The following is a 19,019-nucleotide window of genomic DNA, read 5'->3' on the forward strand; positions in this document are numbered from 1 at the left end:
TGCTACACTGCCCTTAACACGACACAAATAAGAGGCATCCCCTTCTCAGCAAAAAGGGGATCGCCATCTATTTCACTGGCTTTAATTCTTCATCCAGTTTCTTAGAATCATAATAATCACCCTGCCAGGTGATTTTTCCTGCTTTAACATGAATATAGCTAACACCTTCAAATCTTATCAGATTATTTGTCGGTGGGCTCCCTGCCCATTCACCACTATTTTTTCCTGAGAACTGCCAACGAAAAGCCACGGTATCCTCGTCATAAACGGGTTTACCGATCATTTTCCAGGTCAGATCCGGGACCGCCTTAATAAAGGCCCCAATAACTTCTTTTTCTGCTTTTTCCCTACCGGTAATCGGTTCTCCCGCGGCGGCATCATAATAGACTGCATCATCTGCAAGATATTGAGCCGCTCGCGAAGCATCATGCGCATTCCACGCCGCCATATACTCGTTCACGGTATTCAGCGAGGTACTTTCTGCCAGGCTATAGCCCGAGAGCATCACCAATGAAAGCACCGCCACTTTTAATGTTTTCATCTCCACCCTCTCTATTCAGAAATGTCGCACATAATATGTTTCACCCGTGTGTATTCCTCGAGTGAATAAGATGAGAGATCTTTGCCATAACCTGATTTTTTGAAGCCGCCGTGCGGCATTTCGGCGCACAGGGGAATATGGCTGTTAATCCATACCGTGCCAAAATCAAGGTCAATGCAAAAGCGCTGCGCGCGGCTGTGATTGCTGGTCCAGACGCTCGCCGCCAGACCATATTCCACATCATTGGCCTTAAGTAATGCATCTTCATCGTCAGAAAACGGCTGAATAGTCATTACTGGACCAAATACTTCATGCTGGATAGCTTCATCGTGCTGTTGCAGACCAGAGACGATCGTCGGCTCAAAATAGAAGCCAGGGCCAGATCCGGCGCGCCCGCCGGTCTCAATTTTTGCATGCGCCGGTAAACGCTCAATAAAGCCTTTCACTTGTTCCAGTTGATTCCGGCTATTCAATGCGCCATACAGCGCATCCTGGTCTTCTGGCGGCCCAAATTTAATACTCTTTGTTTTTTGTACCAGTTTTTCCAGGAATTCAGCGTAGATGGACTGTTCGACCAGAATACGCGTGGCCGCCGTGCAGTCCTGCCCGGCATTGAAAAAGCCAGCCGTGACAATCGCCGCAACCGCCTTGTCCATATCCGCATCAGCAAATACCACCGCGGGCGCCTTCCCACCCAATTCCAGATGCGCCCGGGTCAGGTTCGCCGCTGCCGAGGCCGCAACCTGCAGACCTGCGCGGACCGAACCGGTAATCGAAACCAGTGAGGCTTTCGGATTTGAGACCACCAGAGAACCGGTACTGGCTTTGCCTAAAACCACGTTAAACGCCCCTCTCGGGAACAAGGGTGCCGCTAGTTCCGCCAACAGCAGCGTACTGACCGGGGTGGTGTCGCTTGGCTTTAACACTACCGTGTTACCCGCCGCCAGTGCCGGCGCAATCTTCCATACCGCCATCATAAACGGGTAATTCCACGGCGTAACTTGCCCGACAATACCCAGCGGTTCCCGGCGAATAGTCGAGGTAAATCCAGCGGAATATTCGCCTGCTGCCTTGCCTTCAAGACAACGCGCAGCCCCGGCAAAAAAACGGATGGCATCGCAGGATGCCGCGATCTCTTCCTTCTCAATAAAATGGCGAAGCTGGCCCGTCTCCTGGCTCTGGGCATTGACCAGTCGCTCCACGTTGCGTTCTATTTCGTCCGCCAGGCGCAATAACGCTATTTGTCGCTGGGCCGGTGTCGATTTTCTCCAGATGCTAAACGCCGCTTCAGCAGCAGAGTAAGCCTGCTCCACCTCTGCCGCGCTGGCATTAGGAGATAATGCGTACGTTTCACCGTCGACCGGACTCACCAGTTCGAAGGTCTCTTCGCTGCCGCCTGCTACATATTGCCCATTAATAAAATGCTTCAGGGTTTTCATGCCTGTCTCCACCCGTTAATACATAAAGAATATTATGTAATATATATTGTAAAGACTTTTCAAATACGCAACATTGACACTATGATAAGCCTCTCATTTTTAACTTGTTCTTTACATTATTCAGAGGAAGGCTTGTCATTGTTAGCTGACGCGGCGCGCGCAGCTCCAATGGTTATTGGGACACACATCCGTCTGTGCGGCAGCTTTTGCGCATGGGCATGTAAAATAACGCGGCCATTCTTACCTTCCTTGCCCAGCAGGCATGTGTTAGAAAGGGTCGTTGTTTCAGGGAATTGAGTGCAGAAAAGATTATGATTACTCACGCGGTCATATTTGCGCCTATCGGGCAGGTCAGTCGTTCAGACCAGATAGTGCAACGCCTTTCAAATGCCATTATCACGGGATTGTTGGAGCCGAAAGAACAGCTTCCCAACGAAACTGATTTGGCAAAGATGATGGGTGTCTCACATATCACTATCAGAGAAGCGCTAAACACGCTTCGGGCTAATAATCTTATCCATACTGTTCGTGGCCGTAATGGTGGCAGCTTTGTTTGCGAAAATATCGATGGCAAAAATAGCCCCCTGCATCCGTTCAAAGCGATCAGTACCGATTATCTTTCGGATCTGGGGGAAATGCATTGCGCCATCATTAGCCATAGCGCAAGACTTGCTTCCAGACGAATGACCGGCGCGGATATCGCCAAATTTCGCGAGTTTGTTGAGGTGCTCAGACAGGCAAAATCACCTGAGCTGATGACCCAGGCCGATATGCGATGCCTGCTGGCAATAGCCGCCAGTTCACATTCGGCACGGCTGGCGAACCAGGAGCTCCAGGTGCAAGCTGAATGGGCATCGCTGGTGGCGATCCTCTATCGCACGGACAGCATTCATGCCGAAATTATCGCGCTTTATTCAGCGCTGGCCGATGCGCTGGCCGCCCACAACGAGGCGGAATCAGTACAGCTTGCCACGCGGATCATCGACACCTTTACCTATTACCTTATCGAAAAAAAGCTGAAATATAACTCGAACTGACAATCCGTGAAGGCAGGACAGACAATGAGCTCTTCGACATCTTTAAGCGCATTAATCCGTAAAATTGATGATATTACTGTCTCTACGGTAGATTCTACCGTGGCGCTGGCGAGGAGCATCCATGAGGCGATTGCCGGGATACAGAAAGCTTCGGCCGAGGTTGTCCTCGATCCCTCTGTGCGATCCACCGTTCAACAGCATATTAAGCGTACGCTCAATGACAACCATTACTGCTCTGGAGCCGGATTTGCCAGCCATATAGAGAGCACCGCCACCACCAAAGAGTATTGGCTTTTGGAGTGGTGGTATAAGAAAGATAATGGTTTGAGCCAGGCGCACCTCGATTTGGATCAGGCCACGCAGCAACGACTGGATTTCAGAACCTTCGAGTGGTTTAAACATTCGCCACCGGCAGGCAAAGCTTATATCCACGGCCCGTACGTCGATTATATCTGCAATATCTCCTATACCCTGACTTCGGCAGTGCCGGTCTACTACAACGATCAGTTCCTTGGCGTCGCCGCCGTCGATCTGCTGGTCAGCCAAATCGAAGCCGAACTGCTCTCCTGCGCTCATCCTGACTATGTCATACTGACCAATCTGGAAAACAGGATTATCTTCTCCAGTTGGCCGCGCTTTCGCGTGGGTGAGTTACTGTCGCCCGCCAACAGCACCGTGGTATATCAGAGCGACTACTTTATCCTTTATCACTATCAAAACTAAGGGCCCGAAGGCCCTTGTTTTAGTTGTCCTGCCCCATATTGAGCTTATTGGCGTAAGCAATGGCGTCGTTTTCCGGCGCCGCAGAGCGCCCAAACGGTCGGGTCAGGAACATATAGATAAGCCCCGATCCAACGACAATCGCCAGGCCGAACAGCACTGTCCAACGATCAATGAAATCGCTGCTGTCTGCTGGTTGGGCCAGCAACCAGATCCCGCATAATCCATAGGCTAAGGCCAGTACGTTTACAATCACGCCCCAACCGCCAATGGTCCACTCCCCGGCCGGTTTCCAGCCCTTCAGACGCTGACGTAACGCAGCAAGCACAACCATCTGGAACGAGATATAAATACCGATTACGGCAAACGCGGTAATACGCGACAGGTTGTCTGGCTGGAAATAGACCCAAACGCAGATGATCACCGGCAGCAAGCAACTGACGACCATCGCATTATCCGGAACGCCGTTTTTCGAGATTTTGGACATCCATTCACTTCCCGGCAGCATTCTGTCGCGAGAGAACGAAAAAATAAGACGGCTTAACGCAGCCTGTAGAGACAAAATGCACGACAACATCGCCACAATCGCGACGATGATAAAGATAGTTGCGCCGGTTTCTCCCAGGGCTTCATTGAGAATGGCGGGGATTGGATCGGACGTTTTACCATTCACGATACTGACCAGATTCGGTGAAGCCAGCAGATAACCCATCACGGAAATGATGGCGGAAATCGCGCCAAATACGATGCTTAAAATCATCGCGACCGGGATCTTTTTGCTCGGGTTCTGCACCTCTTCCGCTACGTTACCGCAGGCTTCAAAGCCAAAGAACATAAACAGCCCCATCAGCGCGGCGGACATAAACGCGGTGGAGTAGCTTCCGTCCTGAGCAAGCACGCCCATCGAGTCGAAGATGACGGAGAAAGGCTGAGAACGGTGAAAGATCAGCAGGTAAATTCCCAGCGCAATCACGCTGACAATTTCACACCAGAAGCCAATTTTGGCGACTCTGGCCAGGTTTTTGGTCCCGGACATGTTAACAGCCATCATCAACAGCAGTAGCAGGACAGACGTCAGCAACATGGTGGCAGGCGTTTGACCATAGTGAAACAGCGACTCAACAAACGTCGAGGTATATTCCGCAATTGACGTAATGGTGACCACCAGCGCCCACAGGTAAATCCAGGCGGCAATCCAGGCATATTTCTTGCCCCATAATCTTCTCGCCCAGGGATACAGTCCACCGGTTATCGGATACTGGGAAGCGACCTCGCCAAATACCAACGCCACTAAAAGCTGGCCACATGCGACGATTAAAATCCACCATACTGCGGGCGGCCCCGCCAGCGTTACGGCCAGCGCAAACAGCGAATAGACGGCAGTGAGCGGCGAAAGGTAGGTAAACCCCAACGCGAAATTAGAAATTAAACCGATTGAGCGATTGAACTGTTCTTTGCCATCTTTATGAAAATTATCGTTTTTCTTATCAGGTGTCTGTTCCATATATCTTTCTCTTTTGTGGAATAGTCGCAGGGTTGAACAATTAATGTATAAAAGATATTAAGTTATATGTATAGTGATTTTGTCGCAGAGTTGTTAAAAATGATCGCATGTCACGTTAATGAAAAAGTGAGAGCAAAACGGTAGAAAGCGCTGGCATTTAGCAGTATTTATGACCAATGGATCTTCGCAGCCGCCAACCGTGGGCTACGCTGGCGGAAAAACATGCGCATCTGATTTAAGTTCGGGGCTAAGTAGCAATAATCGCTGCTGTTAAGCAACATTTTTGCAATATAATAGTGTGATGTTAAACGCTGAACCTGAGCAGGTGAATGATGGAAATTGATCTCGATAATCTGGTCTTTGATGGACTGGAAGAAGCGCAAGAGCGTAATGCTGAACGTCTGGAAGATGCAGATAAGAAAGCGCAGGAAATTATTGCTGATAATGACTGCGGCGACGCCTGCAAAATCTGATTTCCGAACCGGCGCAATGCCGGTTTTTTATCGCCTGTTACCCCTTCCCGTTTCAGCCCGTATACCGTAAAGCCTCAATCAATTTGGCAAAGGCGGCGGTGTGCTGCCTGCGGCTGGGGTAGTACATATAATAGCCCTGGAAGGGTTCGCACCAGTCCTCCAGCACTTTTTCCAGCGCACCGTCAGTCACCGCCTGTTCGACAGTGTCTTCCGGCACAAATGCCAGCCCCATCCCGGCAATCGCTGCGCTAATCCGCGGGGGGAGATTGTTAAAAATAAGCTGCCCTTCAACCCGCACGCGTAAATCTTGTCCGCCTTTGCTAAATTCCCAGGCATACAGCCCGCCCAACGTTGGCATGCGCATGTTGATGCAGTTATGGTTTTGCAGATCGTGTGGGGTGAGTGGTTTACCATGGCGGGCAAAATAAGCGGGTGAACCGACCACCACCATGCGCCAGTCCGGACCAATTCTGACAGCAACCATATCTTTTGCCACCTGCTCGCCGAGACGAATACCCGCGTCATAACGGCCGGCCACAATATCCGTCAGGCTGTTGTCGAGGGTCATTTCCACTTTCACTTCAGGATAAGCCTGCAAAAAAGGCGCCAGCGCGGGCCAGACGGTCGATTGCAACGCATGTTCACCCAAGGTAAGGCGAATGTTACCCGCCACCCGCTGACGGATGTCGGTTAATGCCAGCAGCTCCGTTTCAATGTCATCAAAACGCGGACTGATACTGTTGATGAGCCGTTCTCCGGCTTCAGTCGGCGCGACGCTGCGTGTGGTACGGGTCAGGAGTCGGACATCCAGCCGCTCTTCGAGTCCACGTATCGCATGGCTTAACGCTGACTGCGAGACCCCGAGCTTTGCCGCAGCCCGCGTAAAACTCCGCTCGCGGGCGACGATAATGAGATAATAAAGATCGTTAAAATTATCACGCAGCATGCTTGTCCCCAGCCATTAACTTTATTGACGTATGGTACAGGTCATGAGGGTAATCACGTAGCGTTTCTGAACGTTCGCGCACATCACTCCTGTTCTCCCCCCTTTCACTAATAACATTTTGTATATAGATAAGAATTTTTTCTTATTTTGTCTGAATCGTAAGTTATGGGAGCGTAAAAAGCACAAACCAAAAACTACAGGGATTTCTTACAATGATGGCAACGAAAATTCACAGCGCTAAAAAAACACTTCTGGCACTCAGCGTGCTGCTGGCCTCTGGCATTAGCGTTTCTCAGGCTCAGGCTGACCAATTGGCCGACATCAAAGCCGCCGGCGTCGTTAAAGTGGCGACATTCGACGCCAATCCACCGTTCGGTTCAGTTGATGCAAAAACGCATAAGATTGTCGGCTACGACGTCGATTTTGCCGAAGCGCTGGCCAAATCCCTGGGGGTAAAACTGGAGCTGGTGGCCACCAATCCGGCCAACCGTATTCCGCTATTACAATCCGGTAAAGCCGATTTAATCGTAGCGGATATCACGATCACACCTGAGCGTGCACAAGTGATCGATTTCTCCGTGCCCTATTTTGTCACCGGCCAGCAGTTCCTTGTGCCAGCAAAATCCCCGGACAAGCTCGATGAATACAGCAAAGCGCGAATCGGCGCGGTAAAAGGTACTACCGGTGAGCAGGCGTTACATCAGCGCTTCCCGCAGTCGCGCGTACTGGCCTATGACGATATCCCCCTGGCATTAACCGCCTTACGCAACGGTAATGTGCAGGCCATCACCCAGGACAGTACAATCCTGGCGGGCTTGTTAAGCGGTGCGCCGGATAAAGCAGATTTTAAAATTTTGCCGGACCTGCTGAGTAAAGAAGAGATCGGCGTGGGGGTAAAAAAAGGCGAACCGGCTTTGTTAAAAGCCGTCAACGATGAACTTTTGGAGCTGGAGTCTACTGGTCAGGCAGCAAAAATTTATGATGTGTGGTTCGGCCCTGAAACTAAAAACCCGCAGCCCCGCGCCTTTAAAATAGAAGCCAAGTAATATGCTCTCAGCTCTTTTTCATCGTTCCGCAGCTTCGGCTGCGGATTCTACCCAATTGGGTCAGGCAAGCGTCAAACTGCACAATGTGTTTAAACAGTATGACGCTCATACCGTACTTAACGGCGTCAGCCTGGCAGTTGAACCTGGTGAAGTGGTGACCATTTTGGGTCCTTCTGGCTCTGGAAAATCCACTCTTATACGTCTTATCAACCAGCTTGAGTCGCTCAGCGATGGCGAAATTTTCATTGATGATAAACCGATTAGTCAGTTGCGCGGCGCTGCATTACGCCAGTTACGCAGCCGTATCGGTTTTGTATTTCAGCAATTCAATCTCTATTCGCATCTGACCGCGCTGCAAAACATTGCGCTGGCGCTGGAATATGTTCACGGCTGGAACAAAGCGGAAGCAAAAGGCCGGGCACTCGAATTGCTGGATCAAGTGGGACTGCTCGAGAAAGCCGATGCCTATGCCGCTCAGTTATCCGGCGGGCAGCAACAGCGCGTTGCCATTGCCCGCGCGCTGGCTTCATCGCCACAAATCATTTTGTTTGATGAACCCACCTCCGCGCTGGACCCAGAAATGATCGGCGAGGTGTTACAAGTGATGAAAAATCTGGCTCACAGCGGTATCACGATGATCGTCGTGACTCATGAAATGCACTTCGCTCGTGAGATTGCCGATCGTGTGGTATTCATTGATGGCGGCGATATCCTGGAAGTCGCCTCGCCGGAGGATTTCTTCACCCGCCCACAACATCCCAGAACCCAGCGTTTCCTGAAAAAAGTGCTCGACCCGTTACACCAGGAGTTACCGTTATAATGCATCTAATGGACTGGCAGGGGGTGCTGAGCGGGCAACCTCTGCAATGGATAATTTCCGGTTTTCTCACCACGCTATGGGTGACGCTGGCAGGCGTCACGCTCGCCACTCTCTTTGCTCTCCTACTACTCGGCTTACGTTTGACAGGCAATCGCATTGCCACCGCGGTGGTCGGCGTGTGGGTCTCCGCTTTTCGCAATACGCCTTTACTGGTGCAACTGATGTTCTGGTATTTCGCCGCATGGAATTGGCTACCCCGTGACGTGATTACCTTTATTAATGCTGAACACCCATGGTCAGTTCTGCCGGGTGACGTCTGGTGGTTAACGCCGGAGTTTCTTTGTTCTGCCTGGGGGCTGGGTGTTTTTACTTCAGCCTTTTTGGTCGAGGAGATTGCCTCTGGTTTGCAGGCGGTTTCTGCCGGACAACGCGAGGCGGCCATTGCCCAGGGCTTTTCCTCATGGGCGGTTTTTCGTCACATTCTCCTTCCCCAGGGACTGGCGAACGCATGGCAGCCCATCGTTGGGCAATATCTCAACCTGATGAAGCTCTCCTCGCTTGCCAGCGGTATTGGATTTGCAGAGTTGACCTATCAGGTGCGGCAAATTGAGAGCTATAACGCGCATGCACTGGAAGCCTTTGCCGTTGGAACAGCGCTCTATCTGCTCATCGGTATCGTGTCAGGTATGCTGCTTACGCGCCTTGGACCAAAAACTGTGTCAGGTAAACCGTTCAGGGCAAAAGCCCATCTGTTCAGCGTCAGGAGCATATCGCATGATCGCTAATATTTCGGTCATTACTGACAATCTTGACTATCTTCTGTGGGGACGCGTGACCGAAGGCCAACCCGGCGGCGTTCTGCTTACTTTGCTGATGGCTATCGGCGCGGCATTGCTGGCACTTCCCGGTGGGATAGTTCTTGCCTGCTGCGCCTGGCGTTTTCCTGGCGCGATGCGCAAAGGACTGTTTATCTGGGCCGAGTTTATTCGCGGCATTCCGTTAATCTTTGTGATTTTCTGGATGTGGTATTTGCTCCCCATGCTGACTGGAAGCGATCTGCCTGGCGCAGTTACCGTGACGTTAGCACTGGCATGGTTCACCGCCGCCTCGGTGATGCACTCGGTGTATGCAGGAATTAGCGCCTTACCTGGCGGGCAATATGAAGCGGCAGTGGTGCAGGGTTTTCGCCCGTACCAGGCCCTGTGGCTTATTGTATTGCCGCAAGTGCTGCGCAACATTATGCCGTCGCTGACCGGGATATTTATTGGACTACTGAAGGACACGTCGCTGGCGTTTATCGTCAATGTGCCAGAACTCACGACGGTTGCCGGTCAGGTTAATAGCCGGGTGCAAATCTATCCGGCGGCCATTTTTATCTTTACCGGACTGGTCTATTACCTGCTGTGCTTTAGCCTGGAAAAATTCACCCAGCGACGATTCGCGCTAAAATGACCTCAAGGCTCAACATTCCACGAACTGGTGGTCTTCGTTGAGCCGATATTTCACGCCAGCCCGGATATTTTTTTCACCTTCAACGGCAAGTGCAAAACGCATTCTTTCGCCATCATGATAGGCCAGCGCCGCGCATCCGCCAGGACCGAGTATTATCGAATCGACAGTGCCTGTACTGGCAACAACGGCGTTCTCTCCGCTGGCAATAATATGGATATTGTCTGCGCAATTGGCGATTTTCGATTCCGCGCCGAAACAGGCTAGCTGGGTTAAATCACCGCTGCAGGCGATCCGATTTCTGTCGCCCAGTGCACTGATGCGTACACGCATACCGGCACTGGCGATGCGCGTACCGTCACCCACGCTACTGATACGCGCTGAATTTCCCGCGACCGCAATTCGCCCGCGATCGCCCGAGCTGCCGATATGCGCGTTATAGCCTACGCTGCCTATACGTACGCTGTAACCTGCACTGGCAATTTGCGCGGCATAGCCAGCGCTGGCGATTTTAACGTTATCATCCGCACAGCCAAAGCTGACATTATCTTCCGCACTCGCCAGCGGGCTGCTGGTCCCCCCCGTCGTTTTCACGCGGGAAATATTTCCCATCGCCCGAATATCCTGCCGGACAAAACTCTCCTCTTCTCGCCATTTTGACCAGCCGTATTCCACCAGACTATTTGCCCAGTCGATATACCCTTCCCGCTGGAGCGCACGATGTACATCGGCATAACTTCCCCCGGCGGGAAAAGTGCGTAGAAACCAGCGATACATTACGGGCCCAACGCGCCAGGCCCGTAAGTCATCACGCGTAATCATCATCGCTTAATGCCGGTGATAGCCATCCACCATGCACTTGAAGGTTTCGCCCGGCGTGCGGCCCGTAGTGCAAAGATAAAGATGCCCAAAAATGAAAAACAAACTGATTATTGCCAGCGCAAAATGCGCCTGTAACAACCAGTAACGCACACCGGGGAACAGATCGCCGACTACCGCCGGATAGAGCGATAACAGACCCGATATCAACAACAGCGGCAGCAGACCATACATCACGCCAACATAGGCCGCCTGCTGTAGCGGATTGAATTTCGAACGCGTTGATGCCGGGAATGGATGTGACTCTCCCTGCATAATACCAAACAGGTAAAAACGCGTTTGTCTTTGCGCGCGTCCGATCCAACCCTGCCGCTGAATAATATAGTGATGTCCGTTACCGCCAATCAGGTTGATCAGGACAAAACCAATCCAGCAGGCGAGCAGCAAAAAGCCACAGACTTCGTGTACGGTAAGCAGGCTTTTCATCACCGACGCGCTAACGGCCGAGAAGTGATTGACGAGTCCACTGGCCAGAAGTAGCAGAAATAACAGCGCGTTCGACCAGTGCCACAAGCGGACAGCCTTCGAGTATAAGTAGATCTTCTCACCGTGCCCTGCCGACGCTTTATGCGCGGCACGAAAGCGCAGCATGGCGTGTAGCGCCAGCACCAGCCACATTCCCACCAGCATTAATCCGGCGATGACCAGCCACACAGGCCAGTAGTCAGGTGAAAACATAGGGACATATTGCGCAAGCTGGGCGTGAAACTGTTCGGCATTCTGCGACGCGTTCATACATTTTCCTTTTTAATCAAATGTTGACCGAACCGACGATACAGATGGGGTTTCCCGGCGCCTGCAAGTTGATACTCGTAATACTTGTTTTCCCGCAGCCAGGTCTGAATCTCCGGGCTATCTTCACGACCAAAAATCAGCGCGTGTTCCGGGCAGGCGTTAACACAGATCGGTGGAAAACCTTTCGCCAGACGTGATTCAGCGCAAAAGTCGCATTTATCAGCCACTTTGGTGCGCGGATTGAGATAGCGGACCTGATAAGGGCACGCGCCTATGCAGTAACTGCAGCCGATACACGAAGACGTGTCGACCCGGACAATGCCGTTCTCATCTCGCCAGGAGGCGCCGGTTGGACAGACCTCAATACAGGGCGCATCATCACAATGCTGGCAGGACTGACGAAAATAGTGATACAGCGTTTCGTTGTCGTTATCCGAAACCGGAATATGCGCTATCGACAAACGGCTGCCCTGGTCAGGAACATGATTGGTTTTTCTGCATGCGCGGGCGCAAATATTACAGCCGTTACACAGTGATTCGTCGTGAATCATGACATAACGAACGCCTTTAGTGCTCCTGGGGCTTGCTAACAAACTTTGACCTGGGCCGGTAAAAAAAATCACCGTCCCCATGCCAATGACAAATTTACGTCGGGTGAAGGACATCGGGTTATCCTCTAATGCTGTGACAGTGGTCGTCCACACATTCCATGACATCAACCTGAAGAATTCAGGGGTTCTGATACTGCTCAACCTCAAACCATTCGCACAGGCCGTACGCTTTGCCATAACTCATAAAACGTTCGCTGAACAAATAAGGCTCCGCATTTGACGATTCCACAGTGCGTATATCTGCGTAATCCGGGTGCGTTTCCATTGCCGAGAGCGCCGCTGCAACCTGCTGATCGCCAAAGCTATACGGCGGTTGCGTCAACATGGCGACCTTATAGGGGCGTGGATACGTTTGACAGTCAAAGCGTACCGCCTCGGCAATCGCGCGACAGATGTCGTTCTCCACCACCTGCACACACATGCTGGCGTAGTTTGCCGTCATGGTTTGCGTCGAAAAGAAATATGCCTCTTCAGCGCCGTGCACACAGGTAATATCCGCCCCATTCGCGCCCTGACACAGGGTATCCAGCAGCACGGTTAAGTCAGTCTCAGGAACCGAATACGGTGGCTGCAGGAAGACACTGCGAGCCACCAACTGACCCGATGCTGAATGTTGGCGGATAAATTCCGCCACTATCGACTCCGGGCTGGCAGGTTCCTGAACCTGCGGCGCGTTCACCTGTTCAGCAGGCAGCTGTAGCGCCTGCAGCCAGTGTCTCTTTTGGCTATCTACCTCATCAGGAAACGCCTCAATGGGTGCCTGAACGTTGCTCACGTTAGTCATCTCGCGTTCCTTACGCTGGCAACAGATCTTGTGCCGCCAGATCGGCTGCCACATCCTCAAGTCCGAGTCGATTCAGCGTTTCGCGCTTAGGGCAGCCCAGCTCCGGATCCCAGCCCATTTCCTGATAGAACATTGTCAGTGACAGGCGCATGTCCTCCCGGTCCATCTTGTCGGTCCCCTCGGTGAAGACCGGGATCTTCGGATCTTTATCAAACACCCAGGAGCAAATGAGATCGTGCTCATTGCGCATATCTTTGGTTTGCATCAGTTTGACCGTATAGGCACGATGCAGGGTAAAGATACGTTCAGCGGCCAGATCCAGACTCGCCTGCGTGGTTTCATCGCCGGTAACCGCCTGGAAAAATTTCGCTTCCAGATCCAAATCTCCGCGATAATTACGGCTCTTGAGCGGCGAGACTGTCATCGGCCAGACCCAGTTGCATAGCGTGACCGCGTTATGCAAACAGACTTTCAGCAACGTCCATTTGGCATATTTGATCTTCGCGGCATTGATCGGGGTGTAGTTTTTGGTTTCGTCGTAGGCATCCTGCGAACCAAACAATTCGCCCGCCACTTCGCGCTGTAATTTCAGCGGCAAACCGGAACCGATGAAGTTAATATGGGTATGCGTCATACAGTCACGGTTAAACATACAGTTGGTGATCGCCCCAACCTGCGCTGAAGCCTCGTTAGCATGGTGGACAGGAAAACCAAACGGCGACCACAGTTTGTTCTTGGCATAACCCCAATACTCTTCGCCCAAATCCCAGCGTTCAGCAATGGCATATGAACCGTCCGCAAGGTGGCTGAGTTCCCCCACGCGATGCGCCAGCCGATAGTAAAAATCCTTAATAAAATTAGGATCGCCCGCTTCCAGCTGATCCCAGCGGATCTCCGCATACTCTTCCGCCGGCAGTACGCGCTTAAAAACGCCTTTCGAGTAGCAATAAGTAAAATCGCGGTGCAACTGCCCGTAGTTACACCAGATGCCATAATCGTCGAACAGGTTCAGACCAATCAGGTTTCCCACCACGCGCCCATCGTCTTTATCGTCAAAATCTTTCGGGCCATTGGGGAAAATGGTGGTGTGCACAAAGTTCGCCACGCAGGTGTTGCCACCGGTACTCGGTACGCCAAAATCTTTCACCCGCGGGACATTGAGCTGTGACATACAACGAATCGGACACGAATGGCAGCCGCTCATTTTTACCGTGTATTTCTCAGCGGCAGGTCCGAGATCGAACACGGATTTATAGGTACGGAAACCGACGGTATTCTGGTTGCCCGGCGGGATTTCACCCGTTTCAATTGGCCCGCCTTCCGCCGCGCCCCAGAACAGTCCCTTGCGGGCCGTCCAACGCGAGTTTGGCGAAGAGTATTCTGCCCAGGCCTGCGGGGTGCTCGGCACAACGTGGTTGTTGTTGGCGCCGATAAGCTCGGTCATCATATAGTCATTGAGCCGCTTCATCTCTTTGCGGTCGGCAATGTTGACACCTTTGGTCCCTTCTACCGCAATGGCCTTCAGATTTTTCGAGCCCATCACCGCGCCAGTACCGGCGCCGCCGCTGTGGTTGCGACTGTTGATCATGCAGGAGAGCGGTACCAGATTTTCCCCCGCCTGGCCAATCGCGGCGACGCAAGTCTCAGGGCTGGTAATGCGGCAAATCTCTTCGGTTGTGGCGCGCGTGCCCTTGCCCCACAGGAAATCGGCTTTTTCGATGCTGACTTTATCGTCTTTGATGTTGATCCAGACAGGCGACGCGGACTTACCTTCGATAATAATGGCGTCGTAACCGGCAAATTTCATCTGTGCGGCGAAGAAACCGCCCATGTGGGCATCTACGACTAAATTACCTTTGGTAAATGTTGACAAGGAGGTGATATTGACGCGGGAGCTACAGGGTGCGCCCGAGCCCGTTAATGGCCCGGTGGCGAAAACCAGTTTATTCCCTTCATCAAACGGCATGGTGCCTGGCGGGACTTCGTCGTACATAATTTTATACCCAAAGCCCATCCCACCGATAAATTTCTTAAATTTACTGGAATCTTCATGGGTGATATTACCCGTGGTAAGATTGATCCGTAAAATATTACCTGTCCAACCGTTAGCCATCATGTTTTCCTTTGCAAGAAGGTTTAATAGATATACCCGTCAGGCAGCTTTTTTATTCAAAACTGCGCTATTTTTGGCAATTAATGACGCGTATCAGGCATGCCTGCCCTCTATCAAACGGTAATATCTTTCCACTCGATAATTTTTAATGCCCCAGTCGGGCACGCATTGGCGCATTCCCCGCATAACACACATTTTGAGGATTTTTTCGTTTCCGTGTTGACGGTCGCCATCATCCACGGGCAGGCTGTGGTACAAGCGCTACAGCCAATGCAACGTTTATGGTCCACGGCAATACAACCGTCTTCCTGCTTCCAGGTAATGGCGCCAATCGGGCAGACCTTCATGCATTGCGGATCTTTGCATTGGCGGCAGGTATCCGCGGTATAGTTTAAATCACCATACAGTCCGCCACCGGACCCGACGCCATCATCGCCAAAGAAGTAATTACGATGAATTTTGATGCGGGAAAAGAAGGTGCCAACGGCCCCATCGTTATAATTGGTACAGGAAATCTCGCAGCGATGACAACCAGTGCAGCGTGCTCGCTGCGTTACCAGCACCCCTTTCGGTGTATTGATAAGCCCAACGGTACCGCTGTCGATATCTTCCTGCTTACAACCAAAAAGTGATAACAACGCGGGTGCAATGGTCAGTCCTGCCAGACCCTTTCCGGATATACGTAGGAATTCAAGCCGCGTTAAGCCACAATCTAAAAATGGACGATCAACCTGGTTCATTTATTTCGCATCCTCTTCGCAAACGCAGTAGCGGCAACACATCAAGGCTAATTTTTACGCACAGATCGGGCCAATTCGGCCATTAATGTTGCCAACAACACGTGAATATTTGCCCTAACCTGATCGTATAAATGACGGTGGTTAAACTAAATGAATCTAATCCTTTAGGGTTAGGCACAATGATAATGTGGTTATTCAGCGCCCGTCGTTTTGATCGTCATCAATTAAAAAACGGAAGAAAAGTAATTAATGCGGAGTGAGATTTATTATCATTAAGATAAGTTGAAATAATATTTCATATGGCTTGCAAATATTTGTGACTCCACTCTCAAATATATTTTTATATATCAATCGATATACAACCAAATATACAGCGGAGTATATTTCTCTAATTGCAGTCCTAAATTATATATATTGATAGAATAACGTGACGAGAATAAGAGGATGGCGCAAATGACTGCCCTCCTCTTTTTATGGATTATCCGGCCAATGCTTTAATAACGGTCTCAATGGCCTGTTTTTCTAGCTCACTGCGCTTTACACGCTGGTTGGCGAGGGTGGTTCTCAGCACACCCGCAATGACGATATGCTTTGGCTCTTGTCCCAGATCGCGCATTTCCAGTACTACTTTACCGACTATTCTGCACATTTCCCGGTACAACTCATCGTCTTTGGTCTGATTTCCCATATTTGCCCGCTCGTCATTAACTCAAACCAACAGCATATATCACTCTGGCTAATTAGACAAAATTCAATGAAAATCAAACAAATGTCATAAATCTATCGGATCCGCTGCAGTCGATTTACCAGTTCCGCAAGGCTCCGCGCCTGCATTTTTTCCATCACCCGCGCGCGATGAACTTCAACCGTGCGCACGGCAATATTCATAGCGTCCGCAATTTCCCGATTCATTAACCCTTTTGCAACCAGTTGCGCCAACTCTCGCTCCTTTGGCGTGAGCATCTGATAGCAGGCCACGATCTCTTGTCGCGAGAAGGCGGCGCGAGAAACCTGCAAAGCGTGCTCTAACGCCGTCTGCAAAGGCCCGGCGGACACCGGCTTTTGCAAAAAATCGACTGCTCCACGTTTCATTTGCTCAACCGCCATCGGCACATCGCCATGCCCGGTGAGGAACACCACCGCCAGCGTACTTTCTCGCTGGCGCATCGCTTCATGTACAGCATGCCCATCCAGTACCGGCATACGCATATCCAGCAAAAGTACGCCCACCTGGTGCAGATTTGCCCCTGCGAGGAATGTTTCACCCTGCTCCCAGCAACATACCTCATATCCCAGACTTTCCAGTAAAAACGCACAGGCCTGGGTGACGGCAATGTCGTCATCCAGCAGATGAATTAGTGCCACTACGGCCTCCCTCCTGGTTTTGCTTAAAATGTAATGTCACTACCGCCCCCGCTTTTTCATCAGGAGCCTGATGATTTTTGATCTCAATGTCGCCATTTGCGTAACGCACCAGCCGCTGACAAATGGCTAATCCCAGCCCCATGCCTTCTTTACGGGTGGTCATAAACGGCTGAAAAGCCTGGTACAACTGCGCCTCATCAATACCGCCAGCGTTATCCTGCACCTGAATACGCACATCCCCCTCCTCACGCTGAGCGCTAAACCACACCGTGGTTGCCCCGGCCTGGGCCGCATTGAGCACCAGATTGGCCAGCACCTGCTCAAGCAGAACGCTTGGCAGAGTCAGCGTTAACGTCTTGCCGACACGCGTTTGCAGCGCCACTGCCGGGAATTGCTGGGGCATGCGCAATAATTGCCAGACGTGATGAATTGCATCATGAACGTTGACGGCCCGCCAGTCATCGGTCATCACCGGATTACCCTGCGCCTGGCTGACCCACTGGCGCAGATTGTGCAACGTATCAGCGCCCCGCTGCGCCTGAACATCAATGTTCTCCAGCGCAGGCAACAACGGATGCTGCTTATCCTGACCGCGCAGGCGGATCAAACAGCCCTGCGCATAATGGCGGATAGCCGACAGCGGCTGATTGAGTTCGTGGGCAAACCCGGAGGTCATCTCGCCAAGCACACTCATTTGGCGAGCGGTTTCCAGCGCCTGTTCTTGTTTGCGCAGCAGAATGCTGTTCCGCTCCAGTTGCCTGCCGCGACGACGAACCAGCAGCATCACCCAGATATAATTGAGCGTCAGCAGCAACAGCACAACGGCCACAGCCCCCATAGCGAGCTGGTGCTGGATAAACCAACTTTTGACGTCCAGCCAGAGCTGACGTTGCTGCGGATGCTGGCGGACATCGCGTAGCAACGCTTCTACTTCGCGTGTCGAAGCAGGCGCTCCCCAGCGAAACGTTGCATTCTGCGGAGAATTGAACAGCACCCGTGTGACGCGATCGGCGAGCTCGTCGCTCACTGCAGGCAGTGCCGCAAATGACCAGTCAGGATAGAGCGGCGTACTGGTTAAACAGGGAATCGAGGTCGGATGGTTGAGTACAGCCCTAAAGTCCGTTTTATGAATGAGCCCTTCCTCATCCATGTTTTCCAGCAGACACACCGGCACAATCACCGCCTGCACAGCTTTTTCGCGTAGTAAATAGAGTAAGGCATCGGCAGGAAAACCGGTAAACGTCAGGCGTAAATCGCGCTCAGGTCGCAGACCGGCATCGCTAAGTGCTTTATACCCCAACAAATAGCCGCCAAAAGCCTGAGCATCAATGGCGCCAACCGTTTTACCGATCAGATCATGCGCGGAAGTGATTCCACTATCGCGCCTGACGAGAATCGCGCTACCGATCACGTTACTGGCGGCTTTGCCTCCCCGGGTAGAACGTAACGACGCCAGCCAGCGTAACGCAGAGCGGTTGTTTAGCTGTACAAACTGCGCCGGATTAGTGACCACAAATTGTACCGTGCCACGATTCACCGCCTCCTGCATCTGGTGCAGGTCCAGCGGTTGTATATGAAACTGCTCACCGGGAATTTGCTGATTCAACAGGGTTTCCAACGGCTGCCAGTGCTGACGTGTGGAGATCTCCCCACGCATTGCCAACACGCCAATGTTCCATGTCTGCGCCGCGACCGTGCCGCTTAGCATCCACAGCGACGCCAGTACCGTCAGGCATCTTACTACGTTGCGTCCCACTCAATTATCCCTGTCAATTATGTTGTTTTAGATCAACAACAAGCCGGGTATGTGGTTAACC

The 19,019-nt window shown here is 51.8% G+C and carries 20 protein-coding genes; 7 read left to right on the forward strand and 13 right to left on the reverse strand.

Annotated elements, in window-relative coordinates; translation table 11 throughout:
* Nucleotides 1-67 precede the first annotated feature (67 nt).
* Both FDW97_RS00630 and FDW97_RS00635 read right to left on the reverse strand, forming a co-directional pair.
* Entirely contained in the window at nt 68-541 is a 474-nt protein-coding gene (locus FDW97_RS00630; RefSeq protein WP_038640326.1) for an ester cyclase, read from the reverse strand.
* An 11-nt stretch (nt 542-552) separates the two neighbouring features.
* Nucleotides 553-1,980, reverse strand: coding sequence for a gamma-aminobutyraldehyde dehydrogenase (locus tag FDW97_RS00635; RefSeq protein WP_038640325.1), 1,428 nt, complete (start codon nt 1,978-1,980; stop codon nt 553-555).
* A gap of 311 nt (nt 1,981-2,291) precedes the next feature.
* Here FDW97_RS00635 and FDW97_RS00640 point away from each other — a divergent pair, with 311 nt between their 5' ends.
* A complete protein-coding gene (locus FDW97_RS00640; protein WP_038640319.1) occupies nt 2,292-3,017 on the forward strand; it encodes a FadR/GntR family transcriptional regulator in 726 nt (241 codons plus the stop codon).
* A 24-nt stretch (nt 3,018-3,041) separates the two neighbouring features.
* The gene (locus FDW97_RS00645) at nt 3,042-3,740 is read left to right on the forward strand and encodes a cache domain-containing protein (RefSeq protein ID WP_038640317.1); all 699 of its coding nucleotides are present in this window, start codon (nt 3,042-3,044) and stop codon (nt 3,738-3,740) included.
* Nucleotides 3,741-3,759: 19 nt separating this feature from the next.
* On the opposite strand, the gene FDW97_RS00650 is transcribed toward FDW97_RS00645, so the two are convergent.
* A complete protein-coding gene (locus tag FDW97_RS00650) occupies nt 3,760-5,241 on the reverse strand; it encodes an APC family permease (RefSeq protein ID WP_137350494.1) in 1,482 nt (493 codons plus the stop codon).
* Nucleotides 5,242-5,573: 332 nt separating this feature from the next.
* Here FDW97_RS00650 and FDW97_RS00655 point away from each other — a divergent pair, with 332 nt between their 5' ends.
* Complete coding sequence (locus FDW97_RS00655; RefSeq protein WP_003832695.1) at nt 5,574-5,714, forward strand: hypothetical protein; 141 nt, start codon at nt 5,574-5,576, stop codon at nt 5,712-5,714.
* Between the two features lie 52 nt (nt 5,715-5,766).
* Here the strand turns inward: FDW97_RS00655 and FDW97_RS00660 are convergent, their stop codons facing one another.
* Nucleotides 5,767-6,660, reverse strand: a complete 894-nt coding sequence (locus tag FDW97_RS00660; RefSeq protein WP_042308719.1) for a LysR family transcriptional regulator — start codon at nt 6,658-6,660, stop codon at nt 5,767-5,769.
* A gap of 212 nt (nt 6,661-6,872) precedes the next feature.
* On the opposite strand from FDW97_RS00660, the gene FDW97_RS00665 reads away from it, so the two are divergent.
* From FDW97_RS00665 to FDW97_RS00680, 4 genes are read left to right on the forward strand one after another with little or no spacing between them, the layout of a single operon-like run.
* Nucleotides 6,873-7,706 (forward strand): ABC transporter substrate-binding protein, encoded by an 834-nt coding sequence (locus tag FDW97_RS00665; RefSeq protein WP_137350495.1) that lies wholly within the window; start codon nt 6,873-6,875, stop codon nt 7,704-7,706.
* A 1-nt stretch (nt 7,707) separates the two neighbouring features.
* A complete protein-coding gene (locus FDW97_RS00670; RefSeq protein ID WP_137350496.1) occupies nt 7,708-8,526 on the forward strand; it encodes an amino acid ABC transporter ATP-binding protein in 819 nt (272 codons plus the stop codon).
* Nucleotides 8,526-9,311: an amino acid ABC transporter permease gene (locus FDW97_RS00675; protein WP_069324226.1), complete on the forward strand. Its 786-nt coding sequence runs from the start codon at nt 8,526-8,528 to the stop codon at nt 9,309-9,311. Before FDW97_RS00670 ends, FDW97_RS00675 begins: the two co-directional genes overlap by 1 nt.
* Nucleotides 9,301-9,978: an amino acid ABC transporter permease gene (locus tag FDW97_RS00680; protein WP_137350497.1), complete on the forward strand. Its 678-nt coding sequence runs from the start codon at nt 9,301-9,303 to the stop codon at nt 9,976-9,978. The genes FDW97_RS00675 and FDW97_RS00680 overlap by 11 nt, the downstream gene beginning before the upstream one ends.
* Before the next feature lie 9 nt (nt 9,979-9,987).
* Here FDW97_RS00680 and ydhT read toward each other — a convergent pair whose 3' ends face one another.
* From ydhT to ttrS, 9 genes are all read right to left on the reverse strand, one after another.
* Nucleotides 9,988-10,800, reverse strand: a complete 813-nt coding sequence (ydhT, locus tag FDW97_RS00685) for a protein YdhT (RefSeq protein ID WP_038640302.1) — start codon at nt 10,798-10,800, stop codon at nt 9,988-9,990.
* A 3-nt stretch (nt 10,801-10,803) separates the two neighbouring features.
* Nucleotides 10,804-11,589 carry a thiosulfate reductase cytochrome B subunit gene (gene phsC / locus FDW97_RS00690; protein WP_087856324.1) on the reverse strand — a complete coding sequence of 262 codons (786 nt, stop codon included), beginning with the start codon at nt 11,587-11,589 and terminating at the stop codon, nt 10,804-10,806.
* Nucleotides 11,586-12,254: a 4Fe-4S dicluster domain-containing protein gene (locus tag FDW97_RS00695; protein ID WP_042308731.1), complete on the reverse strand. Its 669-nt coding sequence runs from the start codon at nt 12,252-12,254 to the stop codon at nt 11,586-11,588. Before FDW97_RS00695 ends, phsC begins: the two co-directional genes overlap by 4 nt.
* A gap of 64 nt (nt 12,255-12,318) precedes the next feature.
* Nucleotides 12,319-12,984: a YdhW family putative oxidoreductase system protein gene (locus FDW97_RS00700; RefSeq protein ID WP_137350498.1), complete on the reverse strand. Its 666-nt coding sequence runs from the start codon at nt 12,982-12,984 to the stop codon at nt 12,319-12,321.
* Nucleotides 12,985-12,994: 10 nt separating this feature from the next.
* Complete coding sequence (locus tag FDW97_RS00705) at nt 12,995-15,097, reverse strand: aldehyde ferredoxin oxidoreductase (RefSeq protein ID WP_137350569.1); 2,103 nt, start codon at nt 15,095-15,097, stop codon at nt 12,995-12,997.
* 113 nt (nt 15,098-15,210) lie between these two features.
* Nucleotides 15,211-15,837, reverse strand: a complete 627-nt coding sequence (locus FDW97_RS00710) for a ferredoxin-like protein (protein WP_038640293.1) — start codon at nt 15,835-15,837, stop codon at nt 15,211-15,213.
* 478 nt (nt 15,838-16,315) lie between these two features.
* Entirely contained in the window at nt 16,316-16,525 is a 210-nt protein-coding gene (fumD, locus tag FDW97_RS00715; protein ID WP_038640291.1) for a fumarate hydratase FumD, read from the reverse strand.
* A 92-nt stretch (nt 16,526-16,617) separates the two neighbouring features.
* Complete coding sequence (gene ttrR / locus FDW97_RS00720) at nt 16,618-17,202, reverse strand: tetrathionate respiration response regulator TtrR (protein WP_038640289.1); 585 nt, start codon at nt 17,200-17,202, stop codon at nt 16,618-16,620.
* Complete coding sequence (gene ttrS, locus FDW97_RS00725; protein WP_137350570.1) at nt 17,177-18,910, reverse strand: tetrathionate respiration histidine kinase TtrS; 1,734 nt, start codon at nt 18,908-18,910, stop codon at nt 17,177-17,179. The genes ttrR and ttrS overlap by 26 nt, the downstream gene beginning before the upstream one ends.
* Between the last annotated feature and the right edge of the window lie 109 nt (nt 18,911-19,019).

This window comes from Citrobacter sp. wls708, assembly GCF_005281255.1.
GTDB classification, from domain to species: Bacteria; Pseudomonadota; Gammaproteobacteria; order Enterobacterales; family Enterobacteriaceae; genus Citrobacter; species Citrobacter werkmanii.